The 16976-nt window shown below is 65.4% G+C and carries 18 protein-coding genes; 6 read left to right on the top strand and 12 right to left on the bottom strand.

The genetic code is table 11. The features are described from left to right. Positions 1–3 precede the first annotated feature (3 nt). The 3 genes from M673_RS14140 to M673_RS24665 form a co-directional block, all read right to left on the bottom strand. Positions 4–1029, bottom strand: a complete 1026-nt coding sequence (locus M673_RS14140) for an endonuclease/exonuclease/phosphatase family protein (RefSeq protein WP_061976638.1) — start codon at positions 1027–1029, stop codon at positions 4–6. Between the two features lie 4 nt (positions 1030–1033). Next, positions 1034–2536, bottom strand: a complete 1503-nt coding sequence (locus M673_RS14135; RefSeq protein WP_148640077.1) for an AMP nucleosidase — start codon at positions 2534–2536, stop codon at positions 1034–1036. Between the two features lie 76 nt (positions 2537–2612). Further along, positions 2613–2771: a hypothetical protein gene (locus tag M673_RS24665; protein ID WP_156421136.1), complete on the bottom strand. Its 159-nt coding sequence runs from the start codon at positions 2769–2771 to the stop codon at positions 2613–2615. Between the two features lie 177 nt (positions 2772–2948). On the opposite strand from M673_RS24665, the gene M673_RS14130 reads away from it, so the two are divergent. Beyond that, on the top strand, positions 2949–3656 hold the full coding sequence (locus M673_RS14130) for a glutathione S-transferase family protein (RefSeq protein ID WP_061976637.1): 708 nt from the start codon (positions 2949–2951) through the stop codon (positions 3654–3656). 207 nt (positions 3657–3863) lie between these two features. Here the strand turns inward: M673_RS14130 and M673_RS14125 are convergent, their stop codons facing one another. Both M673_RS14125 and M673_RS14120 read right to left on the bottom strand, forming a co-directional pair. Next, a complete protein-coding gene (locus M673_RS14125) occupies positions 3864–4208 on the bottom strand; it encodes a DUF2147 domain-containing protein (protein WP_061976636.1) in 345 nt (114 codons plus the stop codon). A gap of 283 nt (positions 4209–4491) precedes the next feature. After that, on the bottom strand, positions 4492–5763 hold the full coding sequence (locus M673_RS14120) for a porin (RefSeq protein ID WP_061976635.1): 1272 nt from the start codon (positions 5761–5763) through the stop codon (positions 4492–4494). Between M673_RS14120 and M673_RS24275 the strand changes: the two genes are divergently transcribed. Continuing rightward, complete coding sequence (locus M673_RS24275; RefSeq protein WP_148640076.1) at positions 5756–6037, top strand: hypothetical protein; 282 nt, start codon at positions 5756–5758, stop codon at positions 6035–6037. The two genes, M673_RS14120 and M673_RS24275, sit on opposite strands and share 8 nt — an antisense overlap. Before the next feature lie 76 nt (positions 6038–6113). Here M673_RS24275 and M673_RS14115 read toward each other — a convergent pair whose 3' ends face one another. Further along, positions 6114–6464, bottom strand: a complete 351-nt coding sequence (locus M673_RS14115) for a DUF2147 domain-containing protein (protein WP_061977856.1) — start codon at positions 6462–6464, stop codon at positions 6114–6116. Between the two features lie 282 nt (positions 6465–6746). Between M673_RS14115 and M673_RS14110 the strand changes: the two genes are divergently transcribed. Further along, positions 6747–7010 (top strand): hypothetical protein, encoded by a 264-nt coding sequence (locus M673_RS14110; RefSeq protein WP_061976634.1) that lies wholly within the window; start codon positions 6747–6749, stop codon positions 7008–7010. Between the two features lie 30 nt (positions 7011–7040). On the opposite strand, the gene M673_RS14105 is transcribed toward M673_RS14110, so the two are convergent. Then, positions 7041–8132: a pyridoxal phosphate-dependent aminotransferase gene (locus M673_RS14105; protein ID WP_061976633.1), complete on the bottom strand. Its 1092-nt coding sequence runs from the start codon at positions 8130–8132 to the stop codon at positions 7041–7043. A gap of 650 nt (positions 8133–8782) precedes the next feature. On the opposite strand from M673_RS14105, the gene M673_RS14100 reads away from it, so the two are divergent. Beyond that, positions 8783–10054 (top strand): porin, encoded by a 1272-nt coding sequence (locus tag M673_RS14100; RefSeq protein ID WP_061976632.1) that lies wholly within the window; start codon positions 8783–8785, stop codon positions 10052–10054. Positions 10055–10366: 312 nt separating this feature from the next. On the opposite strand, the gene ribB is transcribed toward M673_RS14100, so the two are convergent. From ribB to M673_RS14085, 3 genes are all read right to left on the bottom strand, one after another. Beyond that, positions 10367–11497 carry a 3,4-dihydroxy-2-butanone-4-phosphate synthase gene (gene ribB / locus M673_RS14095; RefSeq protein ID WP_061976631.1) on the bottom strand — a complete coding sequence of 377 codons (1131 nt, stop codon included), beginning with the start codon at positions 11495–11497 and terminating at the stop codon, positions 10367–10369. A 72-nt stretch (positions 11498–11569) separates the two neighbouring features. After that, positions 11570–12037 carry a preQ(1) synthase gene (gene queF, locus M673_RS14090; RefSeq protein WP_061976630.1) on the bottom strand — a complete coding sequence of 156 codons (468 nt, stop codon included), beginning with the start codon at positions 12035–12037 and terminating at the stop codon, positions 11570–11572. Next, positions 12034–12696: a TerC family protein gene (locus tag M673_RS14085; protein WP_061976629.1), complete on the bottom strand. Its 663-nt coding sequence runs from the start codon at positions 12694–12696 to the stop codon at positions 12034–12036. The genes queF and M673_RS14085 overlap by 4 nt, the downstream gene beginning before the upstream one ends. Before the next feature lie 251 nt (positions 12697–12947). On the opposite strand from M673_RS14085, the gene fdhD reads away from it, so the two are divergent. After that, positions 12948–13754, top strand: coding sequence for a formate dehydrogenase accessory sulfurtransferase FdhD (gene fdhD / locus M673_RS14080; protein ID WP_061976628.1), 807 nt, complete (start codon positions 12948–12950; stop codon positions 13752–13754). Positions 13755–13814: 60 nt separating this feature from the next. Here the strand turns inward: fdhD and M673_RS14075 are convergent, their stop codons facing one another. Then, positions 13815–14234 carry an NUDIX hydrolase gene (locus M673_RS14075; protein ID WP_061976627.1) on the bottom strand — a complete coding sequence of 140 codons (420 nt, stop codon included), beginning with the start codon at positions 14232–14234 and terminating at the stop codon, positions 13815–13817. A 469-nt stretch (positions 14235–14703) separates the two neighbouring features. Between M673_RS14075 and M673_RS14070 the strand changes: the two genes are divergently transcribed. Then, positions 14704–14949 (top strand): DUF2188 domain-containing protein, encoded by a 246-nt coding sequence (locus M673_RS14070; RefSeq protein WP_061976626.1) that lies wholly within the window; start codon positions 14704–14706, stop codon positions 14947–14949. Here the strand turns inward: M673_RS14070 and M673_RS14065 are convergent. Continuing rightward, positions 14922–16883 carry a glycosyltransferase family 2 protein gene (locus M673_RS14065; RefSeq protein ID WP_061976625.1) on the bottom strand — a complete coding sequence of 654 codons (1962 nt, stop codon included), beginning with the start codon at positions 16881–16883 and terminating at the stop codon, positions 14922–14924. The two genes, M673_RS14070 and M673_RS14065, sit on opposite strands and share 28 nt — an antisense overlap. Between the last annotated feature and the right edge of the window lie 93 nt (positions 16884–16976).

Here is a 16976-nt window from a genome sequence, read left to right as displayed (position 1 = left end):
GCTTCAGGCACCGCCGGCCCCCGGCCTCGTTTCCAGGCCCTCGAAGGCGGCGGTGGCCGGCTCGGCGACGCTCTGCGTCGGCGCGGGGCGCGCGGGCAGGAGCGAGAAGCGCAGGAGAACGGGCAGGTGGTCCGAACTCGTGCGTGCCAGCGTCTCGACCTGATCCACTAGAACTTCGGGCGAGACCAGAAGCTGGTCGATCGGCAGGCCGAGCCAGCGCGGCCAGATCTGGCTGAAGCGGACCGTCAGCCAGCTTGGACCGATGCCGCGCACGATCCGCCAGCCGCCCGCGTCCGCCACCGCGCGCACCGACGCGCTCCAGGGAGCGGCGTTGAAGTCGCCGCCGAGCAGCGAGGGGCCGCCCTCGCGCCGCAGGCTGACGCCCATGTCGTCGATCTGCTTCCAATGATGTTTCGGCCAAGGCCAGTCGAGATGCAGCGAGGTGACGGCGAGCGTGCGCCCGTTGAGGTCCACGAGCTGGGTCACGCGTCCATTTCGAGCCTGGCACAAAGCCTCGCCGACGAAGGGGCGGCGCGACAGGATGGCGACGCCGTCCCGCTCGTTCTCCAGCCCGCAATAGGCCTGGAATGGGTAGCTCTCGGACAGGTTCTGGAACAGATCCTGCCACTCGTAGGTGACCTCCTGCACGGTCACGATATCGGGCCGGGCCTCGCCGATGCGCCGCAGGGCTTCGGCCTTATCCGGTGCATCGTAGAGAAGGTTCATCTGAAGCAAGGTGTAGCCCGGCTGCCCGGCGGCCGGCGGCCGCGCCTCGCGCGGCAGGAGCCAGGGCAGGCTGAAGGCGAGACCCAGCGCGGCGAAGCCGAGCGAGACGGCGAGCGTGCCCCAGGCGCGCAGACCCAGCGCCAGAAGCGCGAGGACGAGGAGCACGAGCGCCAGCTGAAACCGGAAATGGCTGGCGCTGTCGAACGGATGGGCCTCGGCCCCGAAGAAGCCGGCGGCAAGGGCGAGGCCGCAGGCCAGCGCCGCCAGGGCGAGCAGCCCCTTCAAGACGACCGAGTCCTGCATGGGGCTACTGGAACGCCGTCTCGAAGAAGGACCGGAGCTTTCGCGAATGCAGCTTCTCGTGCGGCATGTCGGCAAGGCTCTGCATGGTGCGGATGCCGATCTCCAGATGCTGCGAAACCTGCCGCTTGTAGAACTCGGTCGCCATGCCGGGCAGCTTCAGCTCGCCGTGCAGCGGCTTGTCGGAGACGCAGAGAAGCGTGCCATAGGGAACGCGGAAGCGATAGCCGTTGGCGGCGATCGTGGCCGATTCCATGTCGAGCGCGATGGCGCGGGACTGCGACAGGCGCTGCACCGGCTCCGTCTGGTCGCGCAGCTCCCAGTTCCGGTTGTCGATCGTGGCGACCGTTCCCGTGCGCATGATGCGCTTGAGATCGTAGCCGGACAGGCCCGTGACGTCGGCCACGGCCTGCTCCAGCGCCACCTGAACTTCGGCCAGCGGCGGGATCGGCACCCAGACCGGCAGGTCGGCGTCGAGCACGTGGTCCTCGCGCACATAGGCATGGGCAAGCACGTAGTCGCCCAGCGCCTGCGTGTTGCGAAGGCCGGCGCAGTGCCCCAGCATCAGCCAGGCATGCGGGCGCAGCACGGCCACGTGGTCGGTGATCGTCTTGGCGTTGCTCGGTCCCACGCCGATATTGACCATGGTGATGCCGCTGCCGTCCGGCCGCGTCAGATGGTAGGCCGGCATTTGCGGCATGCGAACCGGAGCCACGCCGCTTTCCGGCTCCGAGGCGCCGGCGCGGGTCAGGATGTTGCCGGGCTCGACGAAACTGTCATAGCCCCGCCCGCCCTCGTCCATCAGCCGCCGCGCCATGACGCAGAACTCGTCGACATAGAACTGGTAGTTCGTGAACAGGACGAAGTTCTGGAAATGACGCGGGCTCGTCGCGGTGTAGTGGGCAAGGCGCATCAGCGAATAGTCGACGCGCTGCGCGGTGAAGGGGGCGAGCGGCATGGCCTCGCCCGGCTGCGGCTCGAAATTGCCGTTGACGATGCGATCGTCGGTCGCGGCCAGATCCGGCACGTCGAAAATGTCGCGCAGCGGCTTGTCCAGCTTTTCCGCCAGCGTGCCGTCGACATAGGTGCCTTCGGGCAGGGCGAAATGCAGCGGGATGGGCGTGCGCGACGGGCCGACCAGAATCGGCTGGCCGTGGTTCTTCAGGAGCTGCTCGAGCTGTTCGGTCAGGTAATGGTCGAAGAGATCGGGCCGCGTCACCGTCGTTGCATAGGTGCCGGGGCCGGGCACGAAGCCGAAGGACAGACGCGAATCGACCCGCGCATGGCCGGCGGTCTGGATCGACACTTCGGGATAGAAGGCGCGAAACCGGCGCGACGTGTCGCCCGAGGTCAGCACCTCATCGAAGCGCTGGCACAAAAACTCGACCGATCGCGCGTAGAGACGAGCGAGTTCCGCCACCGCCTCCTCGGCATTGGTGAAGCTGCGGGCGTCCGGCGAGGCGGGGGAGACGAAATGCGGCACGGGCGAACTCGCGAATGGTTCGGTCATGGCCCCTCATACAAGAGGCGGCCTCGCGCGGGAATGCGGCGCGCCGGGGAAATCTGCCGCTTCCGCCGGGACTAGATCAGTCCGCCGCCGGCTTGAGGCAGACCACGCCGCGGTCGAGGCATCCCGCGCTCGCCACGCCGATGCCGGGGACATGCTGCTTCGACTCCACCAGTTCCGAAAAGCCGAAGGCAAACAGCGCGAAGAGGCTGCAGAGGATGGCGAGGCGAAGCGGCATCGAAGTCTCCATCGGGTCGGGTGTCGAAGTCTGCCTCATGAAGCTGAACCTGGACTGGCCGGGCGGTTAAGCTTTCGTTCAGAAAATCTCCGCGCGCCACAGCCGGACCGGCAGACCTGTTGCCGGGGGAAAGCGCCCCCTAGATTGAAAGCGAAGCCATCATGGAGCCTTCGTGTCATGACACAGCAGACCAAGCCGATCGAACTTCACTACTGGCCGACGCCCAACGGCTGGAAGATCTCGATCATGCTGGAGGAACTCGGTGTGCCCTACGAGCTGAAGCTCGTGAACATCGGGGCGGGCGACCAGTTCAAGCCGGAGTTCCTGGCGATCGCGCCCAACAACCGGATGCCGGCCATCGTGGACCCGGAAGGCCCGGGCGGCGAGCCGATCTCGGTCTTCGAATCGGGCGCCATCCTCCAATATCTCGGACGCAAGTTCGGGCGCTTCTATCCCAGCGACGAGCGGGCGCGCGTCGCGGTCGAGGAATGGCTGTTCTGGCAGGTCGGCGGGCTCGGGCCCATGGCGGGTCAGGCGCATCACTTCCGCCAATATGCGCCGGAGAAGATCGCCTACGGCATCGACCGCTATACGAACGAGGTGAACCGGCTTTACGGCGTGATGAACAAGCGCCTCGCGGGCCGCGACTTCCTGGCCGGCGACTATTCGATCGCCGACATGGCCTCGATCGGCTGGATCGTGCCGCACGAAAATCAGGGCCAGTCGCTCGAGGACTTTCCCGATCTGAAGGCTTGGTTCGAGCGCATGAAGGCGCGGCCTGCGGTGGAACGGGGCCTGGCCGTCGGTAAGGCGGAGCGCGAAAAGCTGAACTTGGCCGCCGACAAGAACGCTCAGAGCGTCCTGTTCGGCCAAAAGGCCCGCTGAGCAATCCAACAGCTTGAGCCACGTAAAAGCGGGGCTCAAGCTTTCGGGAACGGTTGGTTTGCCGTCACCGTGCCACGCCTTGCGCGGAGACAGCGCTGCTTACGCTTGGAGCCTGCCCGGTGATTCGGATTCGCCGAACAGGCTTCAGTGAATCTTCTTCCAGCATTGTCCGCCGGGGAAAACCTGTCCGCTTTGCCGGAAAATTCTTTAGCCGCCCTGCCGGCTCCAGGTCTGCGACCGGCAGAAGATGCGCGCGACGCAGCCTGTCAGCACGAGGCGATTACCCGTCACCTCCGCGCTGCCCTCGTAGCTTTTGCCGTCGCGCGGGTCGATCACCGTGCCGGTATAGGTCGGCGCCGCCCCGCCCATCTGCCCGACCGACTTCCCCTTGTAGCGTCCCGTTTCCACGCGCGAGCAGAAGCTCGATCCGCAGCGGGAATAGGTGACGGTCTCGCCGTTCGACAGGCGCCATGTTCCCAGAATGGGTTCCGCGAGTGCCGTGCCGGTTCCAGCAAGGAGAGCCAGCGAAGCGAGAAGGTGGGGATGCAGCATGGGAACTCCCGAGTCGAACGGGGTCTCACATGCGCGCCATCAGCCGGGATTCAAGATCGCTGCGTCCACAAGGCAAACGCTGACGGGGCGGCCCTTGGCCACATCTCCTAGCGACAAGCCGTAGAAAAGCGAAAAGCCGTTCCGCGAGAAGCGGAACGGCCCCATGCATTGGCCGACGGGTGGACGAAACGCCGCCAGCCGGGATTTGACTTGCTGGAGGGCAGGTCATGTGTCGGCGAACCGACGAGAGAACCTGCGGGCCGGAGCCCGCAGGAACTTTGGATTAGAAGTTGCGCTGGAAGCGCAGGAAGCCGGCGAACTGGTCGGTCTCGCCCACCGGGCCGCCGAAGTCGACGTTCTTGTAGGACACTTCGCCGAGCGTGGCGAAGTTGTTCGTGATCTGGTAGCCGACGTTGGCGACGGCCGCCCAGTACTCGCCCCGCAGGTTGATCAGAGCCGGGCTGTTGTTCACGATCGCGATGAAGCGCGTGTCGAACGTCTCGCCGTACTGACCGGAAACCGCGACGCCGAACTTGCCGAACTTCTGAGCGTAACCCGCACCAGCGGCCCACTCGAGGTAGATCGGCAGAGCGCCCGGGGTCGGGTTCACGATGTTCGGGTTGTTGGCCGACAGCGAGTTGACCGTGCCGAGACCGGCGATCGACGCGTAGACGGTGGGGTCGAAGGCATAGTGACCTTCGATCTTCAGCTGCGAGTCAGCCGCGATCAGGTTCTTGAGCAGCACGCCGCCCTTCAGAGCGAAGGCGTCGTTGTTGCCGTCCTGCAGACGGGTCGGGATCACGCCGGCGAGCGTCACCGGAGCGACGCTGATGCCGTTCAGGCGCTGGTTCGAGAACGAAGCGTAGGAAGCCGCGACGTCTTCAGCGTTGAAGGTCTCGTCGTAGACGGCCGAGAGGTAAGCACCGCCCCAGGCGCCGGAATAGACCAGCTTGGCATGGACGTCCGGAACAACGTCGCCCGTCGCGTCGTCTTCGAGGCCGATCGTGGCCGAGAAGCCGTTGGCGGCGAAGGTGTAGTTGATCTGGTTTGTGTTGAAGTCGCCGACCACGAGGTCCGTGTCGGTGAGCAGGCCGTCCTCGAGACCGCCGACGCCCGACGTCCAGAGCGAGTCGCGGTAACCCATGAGCAGGCCGCCGAGCTGGATGTAGGCCTGGTCCATCGCGTAGTTCGCGTTGGAGCCGCCCTGGGCGTTGGTGGCCTGGACGCGGGCGAAAGCGCGCAGCGTGCCGAGCTCGGTCTCTTCGCGGGCGTCGAAGTTCAGACGGGCGCGGACGCGCGAGCCGACCTGATAGTCGTCGCCTTCGAGGTTGCGAGCCGGGTCGCCGGCGACGTTCACCTGGAAGCGGACATAGCCGTTGATGCTGAGGCAGGTCTCGGTGCCGGGGATGTAGTAGAAGCCCTTGCCGTAGACGTCGCAAACGCGGACGTAGTCGACCGGCTCGGGCTCGGCGACGACGACGGCGTCGGCCGCACGAGCGCCAGTGACTGCCACGAGGGCCGCAGCGGAGCCAAGAAGAAGGCTCTTGATGTTCATGTTCTTTTCTCCAGTCAACATTCGGATCGAGCTTCTAGCGAGCTCGTTCGGTTCGTTGGCGAAAGCCTGCGGCAGCGGCGAGGCCCTCTGGGAGGCGTTTAACATGAACGTTTCTTCAGAGAAGAGTCATTTCGGCGGAAGTCAGCTTCGCAACAGCTGCTCATCCTCCCGCGTTGTAGCTTTGCATCACAAGCTAAGGCACCATTATCAACGCGAATATTCTTCTATTGATCGCGGATCTGTCATCAAACCTTCAATGCGCAATTTTGCCTGATTCGGGCCTGACGGCGGCCGCAAAACTGCCGGGCCGCCGCCGTGGTCGCCCTGTTGGGCTGGTCAGCCCAGATGCGTCAGACGCGCTTCAGTTCCTGCGAGCGGCAGATCAGCCCGCCCAACACGCAGCCGGAAACCGAGAGCGTGTCGCCGGAAAGCTTGCCCTTGCCTGTGAACTCGCGGCCGTTGCGCGTATAGTCGGTGACGGTGCCCTCGTAGGTTCCCGTGCCCGAGGGGGTCATGCGGCCGAACTGCTTGCCCTTAAACGGGCCGTTGACATAGGTCAGGCAAAAGCCGCCCGAGCAGGGGGCGATCGTCGCGTCGTTGCCCGACGGCATCTTCCAGCGCCCCTCGATCGGGTCGGCCTGCGCCAAGGCGGGAAACAGAAGGCCCGCTGCAAGCAGCAACAGCGGCAAGGTCTTTTTCATCATATCCTCCCAAACACGGCGTCTGACGCGCCTTGGGACAGGCTATGCACCTTTCGCCGGCATGCAAGCGGAAGATGAAAGGCTTCGCCGTCGAAGGGACGATGCGCAACGTGATCCGACTGCTGCTTCGTATTCCTTGGGTTTGGCGGTCGGTTAAGGTTTTCGATTTCCTGCAACGGCTTTTAGTTCGAATTATCCAAGTCTTTTAGAGACCCGTTCAGTTGCCGCTGCCATTCTGCTTGCATGATCGGCCGACAAGGCCAGCAAAAAGGAAACCAGGACATGGCACGTTTCGAACTTCAGGACGCAGATTTCGGCACCGCGCTCGGCACGGCAATGCCGCTGGGCGACACGCTCTTCGCCATGGGCCTTCGTCTGGCGGCCGACCCCGCGCAGGTCGTCTCGGCTCACATGTACTTCAACCTCGCCGACCGCATGGGCGTGGAAGACGCCGCCTTCCACCGGCAGGACCTCGCCGGCGGCATGACGCGGGTTCAGGTCGCCCGGGCCCAGCGGCTCGCCCGCGAATGGCTCGCCCGCAACTGACGCCGCGCCTTTGCCGCTCCGGGTTCCGAGTCAGGCCTTCTCCAGCGCGATCCGCAGCGCCTGGGCGAAGAGATCGAGCTCCTCGTCCCGCCCAACCGTCACGCGGATCAGCCGATCGAGCGGCGCGACGCCGGGCATGCGGATGAAGACGCGCTCGCTCAGGATGGCCTCCAGAACCCGGCGCGCATAGGCGCCGTCCTGGCCGCAATCGATCGCGACGAAATTCGTCGCCGAAGGCAGGGGGTGCAGCCCCGCCTCGACGGCGATCGCGACAAGGCGATCGCGCGCGCGCTCGATCCTTGCGATTGTCTCTTCAAGATAGGCCTGATCTTCGAGGGCCGCGACGGCGCCCGCCTGCGCCATGCGCGACAGGCCGAAATGATTGCGCACCTTGTCGAACTGCGCCACGGTCTCCGGCGCGCCGATCGCATAGGCGACGCGCACCCCTGCCATGCCATAGGCCTTGGAAAAGGTGCGAAAGCGTAGGACGTTCGGCCGCAAAGGCTCAAGCGGCGGCAGCGCGCTGGCCGGGGCCAGGTCGCTATAGGCTTCGTCCAGCACCAGAAGCGTTCCTTGGGGAACCGCGTCCATCAGCCGTTCCACAGCCTCCGCCTTCAGCCAGCTCCCGGTCGGATTGTCCGGATTGGCGAAATAGGCGAGCTTCGGACGGACCTCGGCCATGCGGGCGGCCAGCGCTTGCGCATCCTCCCGATCGTCGCAGTAGGGCACGAAGTCCAGAACGCCGCCATGGCCGTTCACATGATAGTTGAAGGTGGGATACGCCCCCAGCGAAGTGACCACCGTGTCGCCGGGGTCGAGCGTCAGCTGCGCCAGAAGGCCGAACAGCCCGTCGATTCCTTCGCCCGTCACGAAGCAGTTCGGATCCAGACCGTGATGCGCGGCCAGTGCCGCCCGCAACCCGTGATGCTCGGGGTCGCCATAGGCCCAGCTATCCCGCGCCGCATCGGCCATGGCCTCCAGGACGCGCGGGGAGGGGCCGAACACGCTTTCATTGGCGCCGAGCCGCGCCCGGAAGTGAAACCCCAGCCGCCGTTCCAGCGCCTCGGGGCCCACGAAGGGAACGCTAGCTGGAAGAGTCAGGGTGCGGGCAGTGAACGGCATGGGCGATGCGCCTCTTCTTAATAAGGAGGGGACCGTTGCGCGGGCGACCCGCCGGCTTGGTGTCTTGTTCCGTCTTAAAGCCTGTCGCCCCGATTGGAAAAGTCACCGTGTGATGGACTGACCGATGCCCGGGGAATGGCCTCTAGGCAGACGCTCCGGCTTGATTCGAGTGCCGCGATCGACCTCGCGAGGGTCCGCCGGCTTCGAAACTGACCTCGGACTGACGTTCGGGCGGAGATGGCGGGGCGCTTCGGCCCGGCCCGTCTCGATGGCGCGGAGAGGAGGCGAGCTGCCTTTGCATCGCCTGATGACGGCCATCGCGCGCGATCGGAATCGGGCGAAACGGCATCGAAAACAGGCTGTTGAGAGGAGGCGCCGACGATCCGGTTCGGCGGCTCGAAGGCGGTTTCGCCCGTTTCTGGCGGCCCATTACCATCCTGCAATGCGTGTCTCTCCGGCCACAAGCCTGGCGAAGACGTGTCACCCCAGCCTCAGTGTGTCCTTTCTGCAATTGCGCATGCCGTGACTGTGAATATTCTAAGACGAGAAAGAGCGGGGGACGACCCGGGATTTCTGAGGGTATGGGGCAGGGAAGGCTGTCCTTCGATACAAGGCCCAACCCTATCCATAACTTGACTGGAGGTCAGGACATGAACATCAAGAGTCTTCTTCTCGGCTCCGCTGCAGCCCTCGTTGCCGTCACCGGCGCTCGTGCGGCCGACGCCGTCGTCGTCGCCGAGCCCGAGCCGGTCGACTACGTCCGCGTTTGCGACGTCTACGGCAAGGGCTTCTACTACATCCCCGGCACCGAGACCTGCCTCAGCGTCGGTGGTTACGTCCGCTTCCAGGTGAACGTCGCCGGTGACCCGGCCGTGAACCTCGAAGGCGACGACTACCAGGTCGGCAGCTCGGTTCGCGCCCGTCTGAACTTCGACGCCCGCGAAGAGACCGAGCTCGGCACGCTGCGCGCTTTCGCCCGCGTCCAGGCCACCAACAACCAGGGCGCCACCAACGCGAACTACGCGATGGATCAGGCCTACATCCAGCTCGGCGGCCTGCTGGTCGGTTACCGCGACACGATGTGGTCGTCGGGCATCGGCGGTCTCGAGGACGGCCTGCTCACCGACACGGACCTCGTGGTCGGCGACTTCAACACCAACCAGATCAATTACACGTTCGCCGCCAACGGCTTCTCGGCCACGATCGGCCTCGAAGACGACGCGACCGGCGACGCTGTTCCGGACGTCCATGCCAAGCTGGTCTATTCCGGCGCTTGGGGCGGTGCTTACCTCTCGGCCGTCTACGACGAGACCTTCAACGCTGAAGACGTCGCGAACGCTTACTCGTCTTTCGCGGCTCAGCAGATCAACGGCGCGTCGTTCTCGCCGGTTACGCTGTCGGGCAACTTCCCGACCCGCCTGCAGAACGGCAACAACGACGCCTTCGCTCTGAAGGGTGGCGTGCTGCTCAAGAACCTGATCGCGGCTGACTCGCAGCTGAAGATCGAAGGTCACTATGCCTTCGACCCCACCGTCTACGCGTCGATCTCCGGCCTCGGTTCGGTCAACTCCTTCTCGCCGAACAACCCGAACATCCTGAACCCGACCCCGGGCTCGCTGCCGATCTTCCTCGAGTGGGCCGCTGGTGCGGGCTACGCTCAGGCTTTCGGCAAGCTCGGTATCGCGGTCTCCGGTCAGTACGGCGAGACCTTCGACACGCGCTTCCTGGTTGCCGTCAACGGCGCTCCGGCCTTCATCAATTCTCGCGGCGACTACTACGCTGCGGTTGCGAACGTCGGATACCAGATCACGAACAACTTCGCCACGCTCGGCGAAGTGTCCTACAAGAACGTCGACTTCGGCGGCCCGATCGGCGACACCGACCAGGTGGCCGGTTTCCTCCGCTTCCAGCGCGACTTCTAATCGGCTCAGCCGATCCGAAACGAGGAGGCCCGGCGCAAGCCGGGCCTTTTTGCGTTCAAGCCCTTTCGCAGGATCGGGTCGGCCTGTCCTGGCCCATCTGAAATGATGGCCACCGTTCAACGCAAAACGCCGTCCGGTCCCTTCGAGCGATTGTCGAGGGACCGGACGGCGTTTTACATTTGGGCTTAGCGGGGAAGGGGCGTGTCAGACCCTCCCAAGAACTGGTCATCCGAGCTGAGGGTGAAACGGTGCGAAGGGCTGCTACCCATCAGCCGGGCGATAAGCGAGCCCGTGCTCGCGAGCGGCTGGCGCTCAGTCTTCCAGCAGGATGGTGTCGCCGATCTCAATCCCGAAGCCGGTGAGACCGACATAGTCGCGCTCGGTGGTCGACATCACCGCGATCGAATCGACGCCGAGATCGCGCAGAATCTGCGCGCCGACGCCCACCTCGCGCCAGCGCTGCGAGCGGGCGCGGGCGCTGGCGTGTTTCTCGCCATCGGCGACACCCGCCGCATTCGGCTCGATGCGCGCCTGCGCCTCCGTCTCGAACTCGTCCACATTGGCCGTGCGAAGCAGCATGAGAATGCCGCTCCCCGCCTTGCGGATCGGTGCCAGCGCGGCGTCCACCCAAGGCTTGCCGCCCGAGGCGCGGCCGAAGAGATCGACCACCGGCTGCTCGCGGTGGATGCGCGTCGGCACGTTGCGCGCGCCGCGCACGTTCCCGAACACCACTGCGACATGCTGAATGGGGTCGAAAGGCGTCTGGTAGATCTTCACGCGGCCCTTGAGTCCGCCGATCGTCATGTCCTCGTCGCGCACGCTCTTGACGAAGCTTTCGCGGCGGATGCGATAGGAGATGAGGTCCTCGATCGAGATGATCCGCAGGCCATGCTCCTTGGCGAATACCAAGAGTTCGGGAAGGCGCTTCACCGTCCCATCGTCGTTGACGATCTCGGCAAGGATACCGGCCGGGGCGAGGCCCGCCAGCTTGGCTAGATCGACGCCCGCTTCCGTGTGGCCGGAGCGCGTCAGGACGCCACCTTCGCGGCCGATCAGCGGGAACATGTGGCCCGGACGGATGAAGTCGGCGCCCATCGCATTGTCGTTGACGAGGGCGCGCGCGGTGTTGGCGCGCTCCTCGGCCGAGATGCCCGTGGTCATGCCGACCTTGTAGTCCACCGAAACGGTGAAGGCCGTGCGCATCGGGTCGAGATTGTTGGCGACCATGGGCGGCAGGTTCAACTGCACCGCGCGCTCGCCCGTCATGGGCACGCAGAGAATGCCGCTCGTGTGGCGGATCATGAAGGCCATCTTCTCCGGCGTCGCCTTGCCGGCGGCCATGATCAGATCGCCTTCGTTCTCCCGGTCGGTGTCGTCGACCACCACGACGAGCTCGCCCGCCGCGATGGCCTCGATGGCGTCTTCGATTCGGTCCAGTTGCATGAGGCTTTCCCCTTTTCTGGCATCGGCATTAGGCCGAGCCGGGGTCGCGATCAACCGGGACGCTGTGTTCGATCAGCCGCGCCCGCGATAGGTCGGGGCGCCCTGGTCGGGGAGGAACACGCCGGCAGGGGGTGCGCCCGTCTGCCAGAACACGTCGATCGGAATGCCTCCGCGCGGATACCAATAGCCACCGATCCGCAGCCAGAGCGGGCGCGTCGCCTCCACGATGCGCTGCGCGATCATCACAGTGCAGTCCTCGTGAAAGGCGCCGTGGTTGCGGAAGCTCGTCAGAAACAGCTTAAGCGATTTCGATTCCACCAGTCGCTCATTCGGCACGTAGTCGATGACAATATGGGCGAAGTCCGGCTGGCCCGTCACCGGGCAGAGCGAGGTAAATTCGGGGCAGGTAAAACGCACCACCGCGCCGGGGTCGGTGCGCCGCGCGAAGGGGACCGTTTCCAGAACGGCTTCCTCGGGGCTGGCGGTCGGGCGCGTGTCCCGGCCAAGCTGCGTCAGGTTTTCGGTCGATTCTGAGGTCAATGGGCGGCTCCTTCAACGGCGATGCCCGAGCAGTAGCTCGACAGCGTCTGGACATGGCAGGCCACGTCGTCCCACCCGTGGTAGATCATGCGAAGCGCCACGAAGAAGATGACGGCAAGGCCCACCCAGGCGATCCAGCGGTACTTATGCAGGAGATTGGCGATCAATGTGGCGGCCGCGCCCATAAGCACGACCGAGATCAGGAGACCGATCACTAGAACCGTCAGGTGGTCGCGCGCCGCGCCGGCCACCGCCAGCACGTTGTCGAGCGACATGGACACGTCGGCGATGATGATCTGGAACAGCGCCTGGCCGAAGGTCTTGTGCTTCTTGCCTTCCGCCGCGATCCTGGCCGCTTCCTCGTCGGCGCTGTCGCTCTCGCGGATCTCGCGGAACATCTTCCAGCAGACCCAGAGCAGAAGGATGCCGCCGGCCAGCGTCAGGCCGACGATCGCCAGAAGCTGCACCGCGACGAGCGCGAAGAGGATGCGCAGGACCACCGCGCCGGCAATGCCGAGAAAGATGACCTTGCGGCGGATCGCCGGATCGACGCCGGCTGCGGCAAGGCCCACGACCACGGCATTGTCGCCCGCCAGAACGATATCGATGAACAGAACCTGGAACAGGGCGGCCAGTTCGGCTGAGAAAAAGTCGCTCACGGGTTTGACAAACCTTGATGAAGGAGACGTGCCGGGTTCTTCGTTCAGTTTCTCGTGAAAGTCGATAACAAATCCGCGTGTGCTTCGTGTAGACGAAGAGCAGGCAGCTGGTTCCGAGGGGAGTGTTGCAGGAGACGGGCCAGACCTGTTGTTCCCGGCGCTCTCCAGCACGGTCGGATTGCCCTGGTGTCCCTCGACTCGGATCGAGAAAAGCTCACTTTGTCCTTCCTTCTTTGTTCGGGAGACATGCCTTGGCCGAGACCTATCGAGCCGCCCCCCTTCTGGCTTGGCGCGACGGCCATTTCGTGAGGCAGGAGCGGAACGTGCCCGCCGAGACGGCCGTCGCCCTCTCGGTCAACGGCTCGACCCATGCGGTGATGATGGCGACGCCGGCCGACCTGCGCGAGTTCGCCATCGGCCTCGCGCTCAGCGAGCGGATCGTGAGCACCATCGGCGACATCGAAACGCTCGAGATCGAGCAAACGGACAGCGGCTACGACTGCCGGCTCTGGCTGGCGCCGAGCCTTGCGGCCCGCTATGTCGCGCGTCGGCGGCTGATGACGGGGCCGGTGGGGTGCGGATTGTGCGGCGTCGAGAGCCTGGAGCAAACGCGGCCCGAATTGCCTGAACTCGCCGATCGGCTGCGCGTCGCGCCCGAGGCCATCGTGAAGGCCGTGGCCGATCTCGGCGCGCGCCAGACGCTGGGCGCCGCCACGAGGGCGGTGCATGCGGCGGCTTTCGCTGCGGTGGACGGCACGATTCAGGTGGTGCGCGAGGATGTCGGCCGCCACAACGCGCTCGACAAGGTGGCCGGCTGGCTCGCTTTGGAAGGCGTGGCGGCGGGCGAGGGGTTCCTGGTGATGACCAGCCGCGTGTCCGTCGAACTCGTGCAAAAGGCCGCGGTGATGGGCTGCGAGTTGCTCGCGGCTGTTTCGGCGCCGACGGCGCTGGCCCTCGACAGCGCTGAGGTGGCGGGGCTGACGCTCGTCGTCGTGGTGCGAGGCCCTGATTTCGAACTCGCCACTCATCCGCAGCGAGTTCTCGGCGCGGTCGGTTAGCGACGACCCCGTGACCTTTTGGACGCGAAACAGGCTCGCCCGTTATCGCGCCCGGCCGCCTTAGCTGACGATCTGGCCGATCGAGAGGAAAATCTTGGCCAGATCCGGCTCCACCACGGCGGCGGCCGCGTCCTCGGTGCTGAACCAGCGCCGCTTGCGCTCGCTCGCCTCGGGCCATTTCGAGGCGAGCTTCTTCACCTCCATCGGATAGACCTTGACCCGGCAGGACACGACGTCGCCATTGCGCAGCGTCTTGGGATAGCGATAGGTGCCGGCCGCCTTCTTTGCGATCGACCCTTCGACGCCCGCCTCCTCGAAAGCCTCCTGCGCCGCCGCCTGATGCGGCAGCTTGGACTTCATCGGCCAGCCCTTCGGGATGACCCAGCGGCCTGTCTCGCGCGACGTCACCAGAAGGATGCGCAGGCCCGCTTCGGCATCATGGGAATAGGCGATGGCGCCGATCTGCCTGCGATCTTTCATGTTCGATGCTTTCGTCTCGCGTTTGTCCGAATGAACACATGTTCTAACTGTGCCAAACTGGATTCTAAGTCCTAATTATATTGGCCACGACCCAATCTGGCGCCTACCGAAGGTTGTGGATCCCTGGGCGGCATGGAGGAAGGTTCCCACGGCTGCGGGCCAAAACCTCCTGCAAAGGCCTGAATTGGATCTGGAAGAAGCGCGACTACGCGCCTCTTCGCTTAACTTACCATGGAATGGCGAGTTTTATGCCCTTAAAAATGATCGCGTGCGATCTTGACGCGGAGCCCGTTGTCGAAATCCGCAGGCAAGAGACCGCGGATTGAGGGCACAGTCTGGAGATGCGCATTCTTGAACGTTCATTCAAGCGGCACGGGCTGGCCTTCCGGCACTGGTGATTTAGCTTTGCGCGAAGCGAACAGCGTCCCAATGCCTATGTCGCGAAGACGCAGAATGAGGAGCAAGCCCTATGTCGAACATCCGCTACGAGGTCGTTGAACACGATGGCGGCTGGGCCTACAAGGTCGGCGACGTTTTTTCCGAGACCTTTCGCTCGCATGACGACGCGCTCGCCGCCGCGCGCGACGCCTCGGCCCGACAGGAACTGGCCGGCGAAACCGAAGGCATCGTCTATCAGGACCGAGAAGGCGGCTGGCACGAGGAGGTCTCGCGCGGCGACGACCGGCCTCACGCCGAGGTCGTCGACGGCGACTGAACGACACGCGCGCCGGGCTGCGCCGAAACCCGCATCGCCTTCGGGCCATGCGGGGTCTTCTCCCAGCGATGCGGGGCGCGCATCAGCTGGAGCGCGGCCCGCACGCCGGCGACGCTGACCAGGAACCAGTAGGCCCAGAGCGACCAGAGCCGGGTGAGATGGCGACGTCGCCCTACTGGCGTGACCCGGCGCGCGAGGGCGATGAAGCTGGCATAGGCCAGCGCCAGATTGGCGACATCCAGAAACGCCAGCACGCCGAGGCCTATGAGCGGATCGTCGTCGCCCGCGAGCGAGGCCAGACCTGCGCTGAGCAGCGACAGCCCGAAGACGACATGCAGAAGGCTGGACGCCACCATCCCGCCGAAGACGATCTGAAAGGCCAGGACGTTGCGCCAGCCGAGCTCGCGCAGGAGCCGGATGGGGTCGCGCATGTGGACGAGCCAGGTCTGCATCCATCCCTTGATCCAGCGCGTGCGCTGGTTACGCCAGTCGCGCCAGCATCCCGTCGCGGTTTCCGAGGTGGGAGCCGCGATGACGCCGGTCCGGTATCCCAGGCGGGCGAGACGAATGCCGAGGTCGGCATCTTCCGCGACATTGTGGCTGTCCCAACCCCCGACACTCATCAGCACGTCGCGCCGGAAATGGTTGGACGTGCCGCCCAGTGGGATCGGCAGATCGCACGCCGCGAGCCAGGGTAGGGTGGCCCGGAACAAGACGTCGTATTCGATCGCGAACATGGCTTCGAACCAGCCGTCGTCGGCATTGCGGACGGCCAGCGGCGCTTGAAGGCAGGCGAGGTCGGGCGAGCCCTCACGAAAGGCGGAAAAAGCGGCCCGAAGCTGATTGGGGGCGGGGCGGTCCTCCGCGTCGTAGAGAACGAGGAACTCGCCGCGCGCGAGCGGCAGGGTGAAGTTCAGCGCCTTGGGCTTGGTCAGCGGATCGGTGCGCGGCGTGGCGATGACGAAGAAGTTCGGCTCGCCGCCGATTGCGCGTTCCACGGCATGGACGGTCTCGGGGTCGGACGCCTCGCAGACGAAGAAGACTTCGAGCTTGGAGCGGGGCCAGTCGAGTGCGGCCATGGCCGCCACGATGGAGGGCGCCATCGCCGCTTCGCGGTGGAGCGCGACCAGCACGGAATAGACCGGCAGGCCCTCGTCCGTCACCCGCGCCTGCGCTTGGGCGGCGGCCCGCGCCTCCGTCTCCGCCAAGGGCGGGGTTTCGGACAGGACGGCCAGGCGAAAGCTGGTGAGCCCCATGGCGCAGACGCTGCAAAGCGCGTGAACACCCGTCCAGAACCAGGCCAGCTTGGCCCAGGCGAAGAAAATCAGCACGACGGTGAGCGTCAGCACCGCGGCCTGGGGCGGCGTCATCACCTCGCGCGCGGACAGGCGATGATGGTCGGCGGCTAAGCTGAGTCTCGCGCGATCCGAGCGCTCCTGCGCGGTGAAGGCGGCCCGCGCGCGGGCGATGTCGCTTCGCGTGGCGATGCGCAGCGCCGCCCGAAGGGGGCCGAGCGCTTCGATCGCCTCCGCCAGTTCCGCCAGTCGGCCGAGCATCGGGTTGAAATGGAAGAGCACCTCGAACCCGGTGCCGCAGCCCTTCAGGTGCCTCGGGCCGCACTGCCACTCCCCGCGCGCGTTGCGCAGGATCGTGATGCCGGGCTCGATCGCCTCGTAGGGCAGGCCGAGCGTTCGGCTGAACGCGCTCGCCAGTTCCTCCTCCGTCAGGACGCGTTGGGACACAAGCTCTTCGTCGAGGCTCGATCCGTTGTGGCGCGCCGATGCCTGGATCAGGCGGAAACGAGCGAGGTCGAGACCGGCATGGCGCAGAAAGGCGTCAAGCAGGCGCTGCTCGACGGCGGCCCGCGCCGCGTCCGATGCTTGTTCGACGATCAGCCCCGCCGGCTTGCCGAAGCCGGCCGCCGCGCCATACAAAGGCCATCCCTGTGCTGCGGCTTCATTCTCATCCAACCCGGCGGATGTTACAGCCGACACGCGTCACCTCTCGAAGGACAACGCTTCATGGTT

The sequence above is a fragment of the Aureimonas sp. AU20 genome (genome assembly GCF_001442755.1).
In the GTDB taxonomy this organism is placed as follows: domain Bacteria; phylum Pseudomonadota; class Alphaproteobacteria; order Rhizobiales; family Rhizobiaceae; genus Aureimonas.
Note: the sequence above shows the minus strand (reverse complement) of the source record. Positions and strands in the feature narration are given on the sequence as shown.

What these genes read in the sequence shown, in the direction of transcription:
- M673_RS14140 (WP_061976638.1), bottom strand. Translation starts at nt 1,029, where the DNA reads ATGCAGGACTCGGTCGTCTTGAAGGGGCTGCTCGCCCTGGCGGCGCTG.
- M673_RS14120 (WP_061976635.1), bottom strand. Translation starts at nt 5,763, where the DNA reads ATGAACATCAAGAGCCTTCTTCTTGGCTCCGCTGCGGCCCTCGTGGCA.
- M673_RS14135 (WP_148640077.1), bottom strand. Translation starts at nt 2,536, where the DNA reads ATGACCGAACCATTCGCGAGTTCGCCCGTGCCGCATTTCGTCTCCCCC.
- M673_RS14075 (WP_061976627.1), bottom strand. Translation starts at nt 14,234, where the DNA reads ATGAAAGATCGCAGGCAGATCGGCGCCATCGCCTATTCCCATGATGCC.
- M673_RS14125 (WP_061976636.1), bottom strand. Translation starts at nt 4,208, where the DNA reads ATGCTGCATCCCCACCTTCTCGCTTCGCTGGCTCTCCTTGCTGGAACC.
- M673_RS24275 (WP_148640076.1), top strand. Translation starts at nt 5,756, where the DNA reads ATGTTCATGTTCTTTTCTCCAGTCAACATTCGGATCGAGCTTCTAGCG.
- M673_RS14105 (WP_061976633.1), bottom strand. Translation starts at nt 8,132, where the DNA reads ATGCCGTTCACTGCCCGCACCCTGACTCTTCCAGCTAGCGTTCCCTTC.
- M673_RS14130 (WP_061976637.1), top strand. Translation starts at nt 2,949, where the DNA reads ATGACACAGCAGACCAAGCCGATCGAACTTCACTACTGGCCGACGCCC.
- M673_RS14100 (WP_061976632.1), top strand. Translation starts at nt 8,783, where the DNA reads ATGAACATCAAGAGTCTTCTTCTCGGCTCCGCTGCAGCCCTCGTTGCC.
- M673_RS14070 (WP_061976626.1), top strand. Translation starts at nt 14,704, where the DNA reads ATGTCGAACATCCGCTACGAGGTCGTTGAACACGATGGCGGCTGGGCC.
- ribB (WP_061976631.1), bottom strand. Translation starts at nt 11,497, where the DNA reads ATGCAACTGGACCGAATCGAAGACGCCATCGAGGCCATCGCGGCGGGC.
- M673_RS14110 (WP_061976634.1), top strand. Translation starts at nt 6,747, where the DNA reads ATGGCACGTTTCGAACTTCAGGACGCAGATTTCGGCACCGCGCTCGGC.
- M673_RS24665 (WP_156421136.1), bottom strand. Translation starts at nt 2,771, where the DNA reads ATGCCGCTTCGCCTCGCCATCCTCTGCAGCCTCTTCGCGCTGTTTGCC.
- M673_RS14115 (WP_061977856.1), bottom strand. Translation starts at nt 6,464, where the DNA reads ATGAAAAAGACCTTGCCGCTGTTGCTGCTTGCAGCGGGCCTTCTGTTT.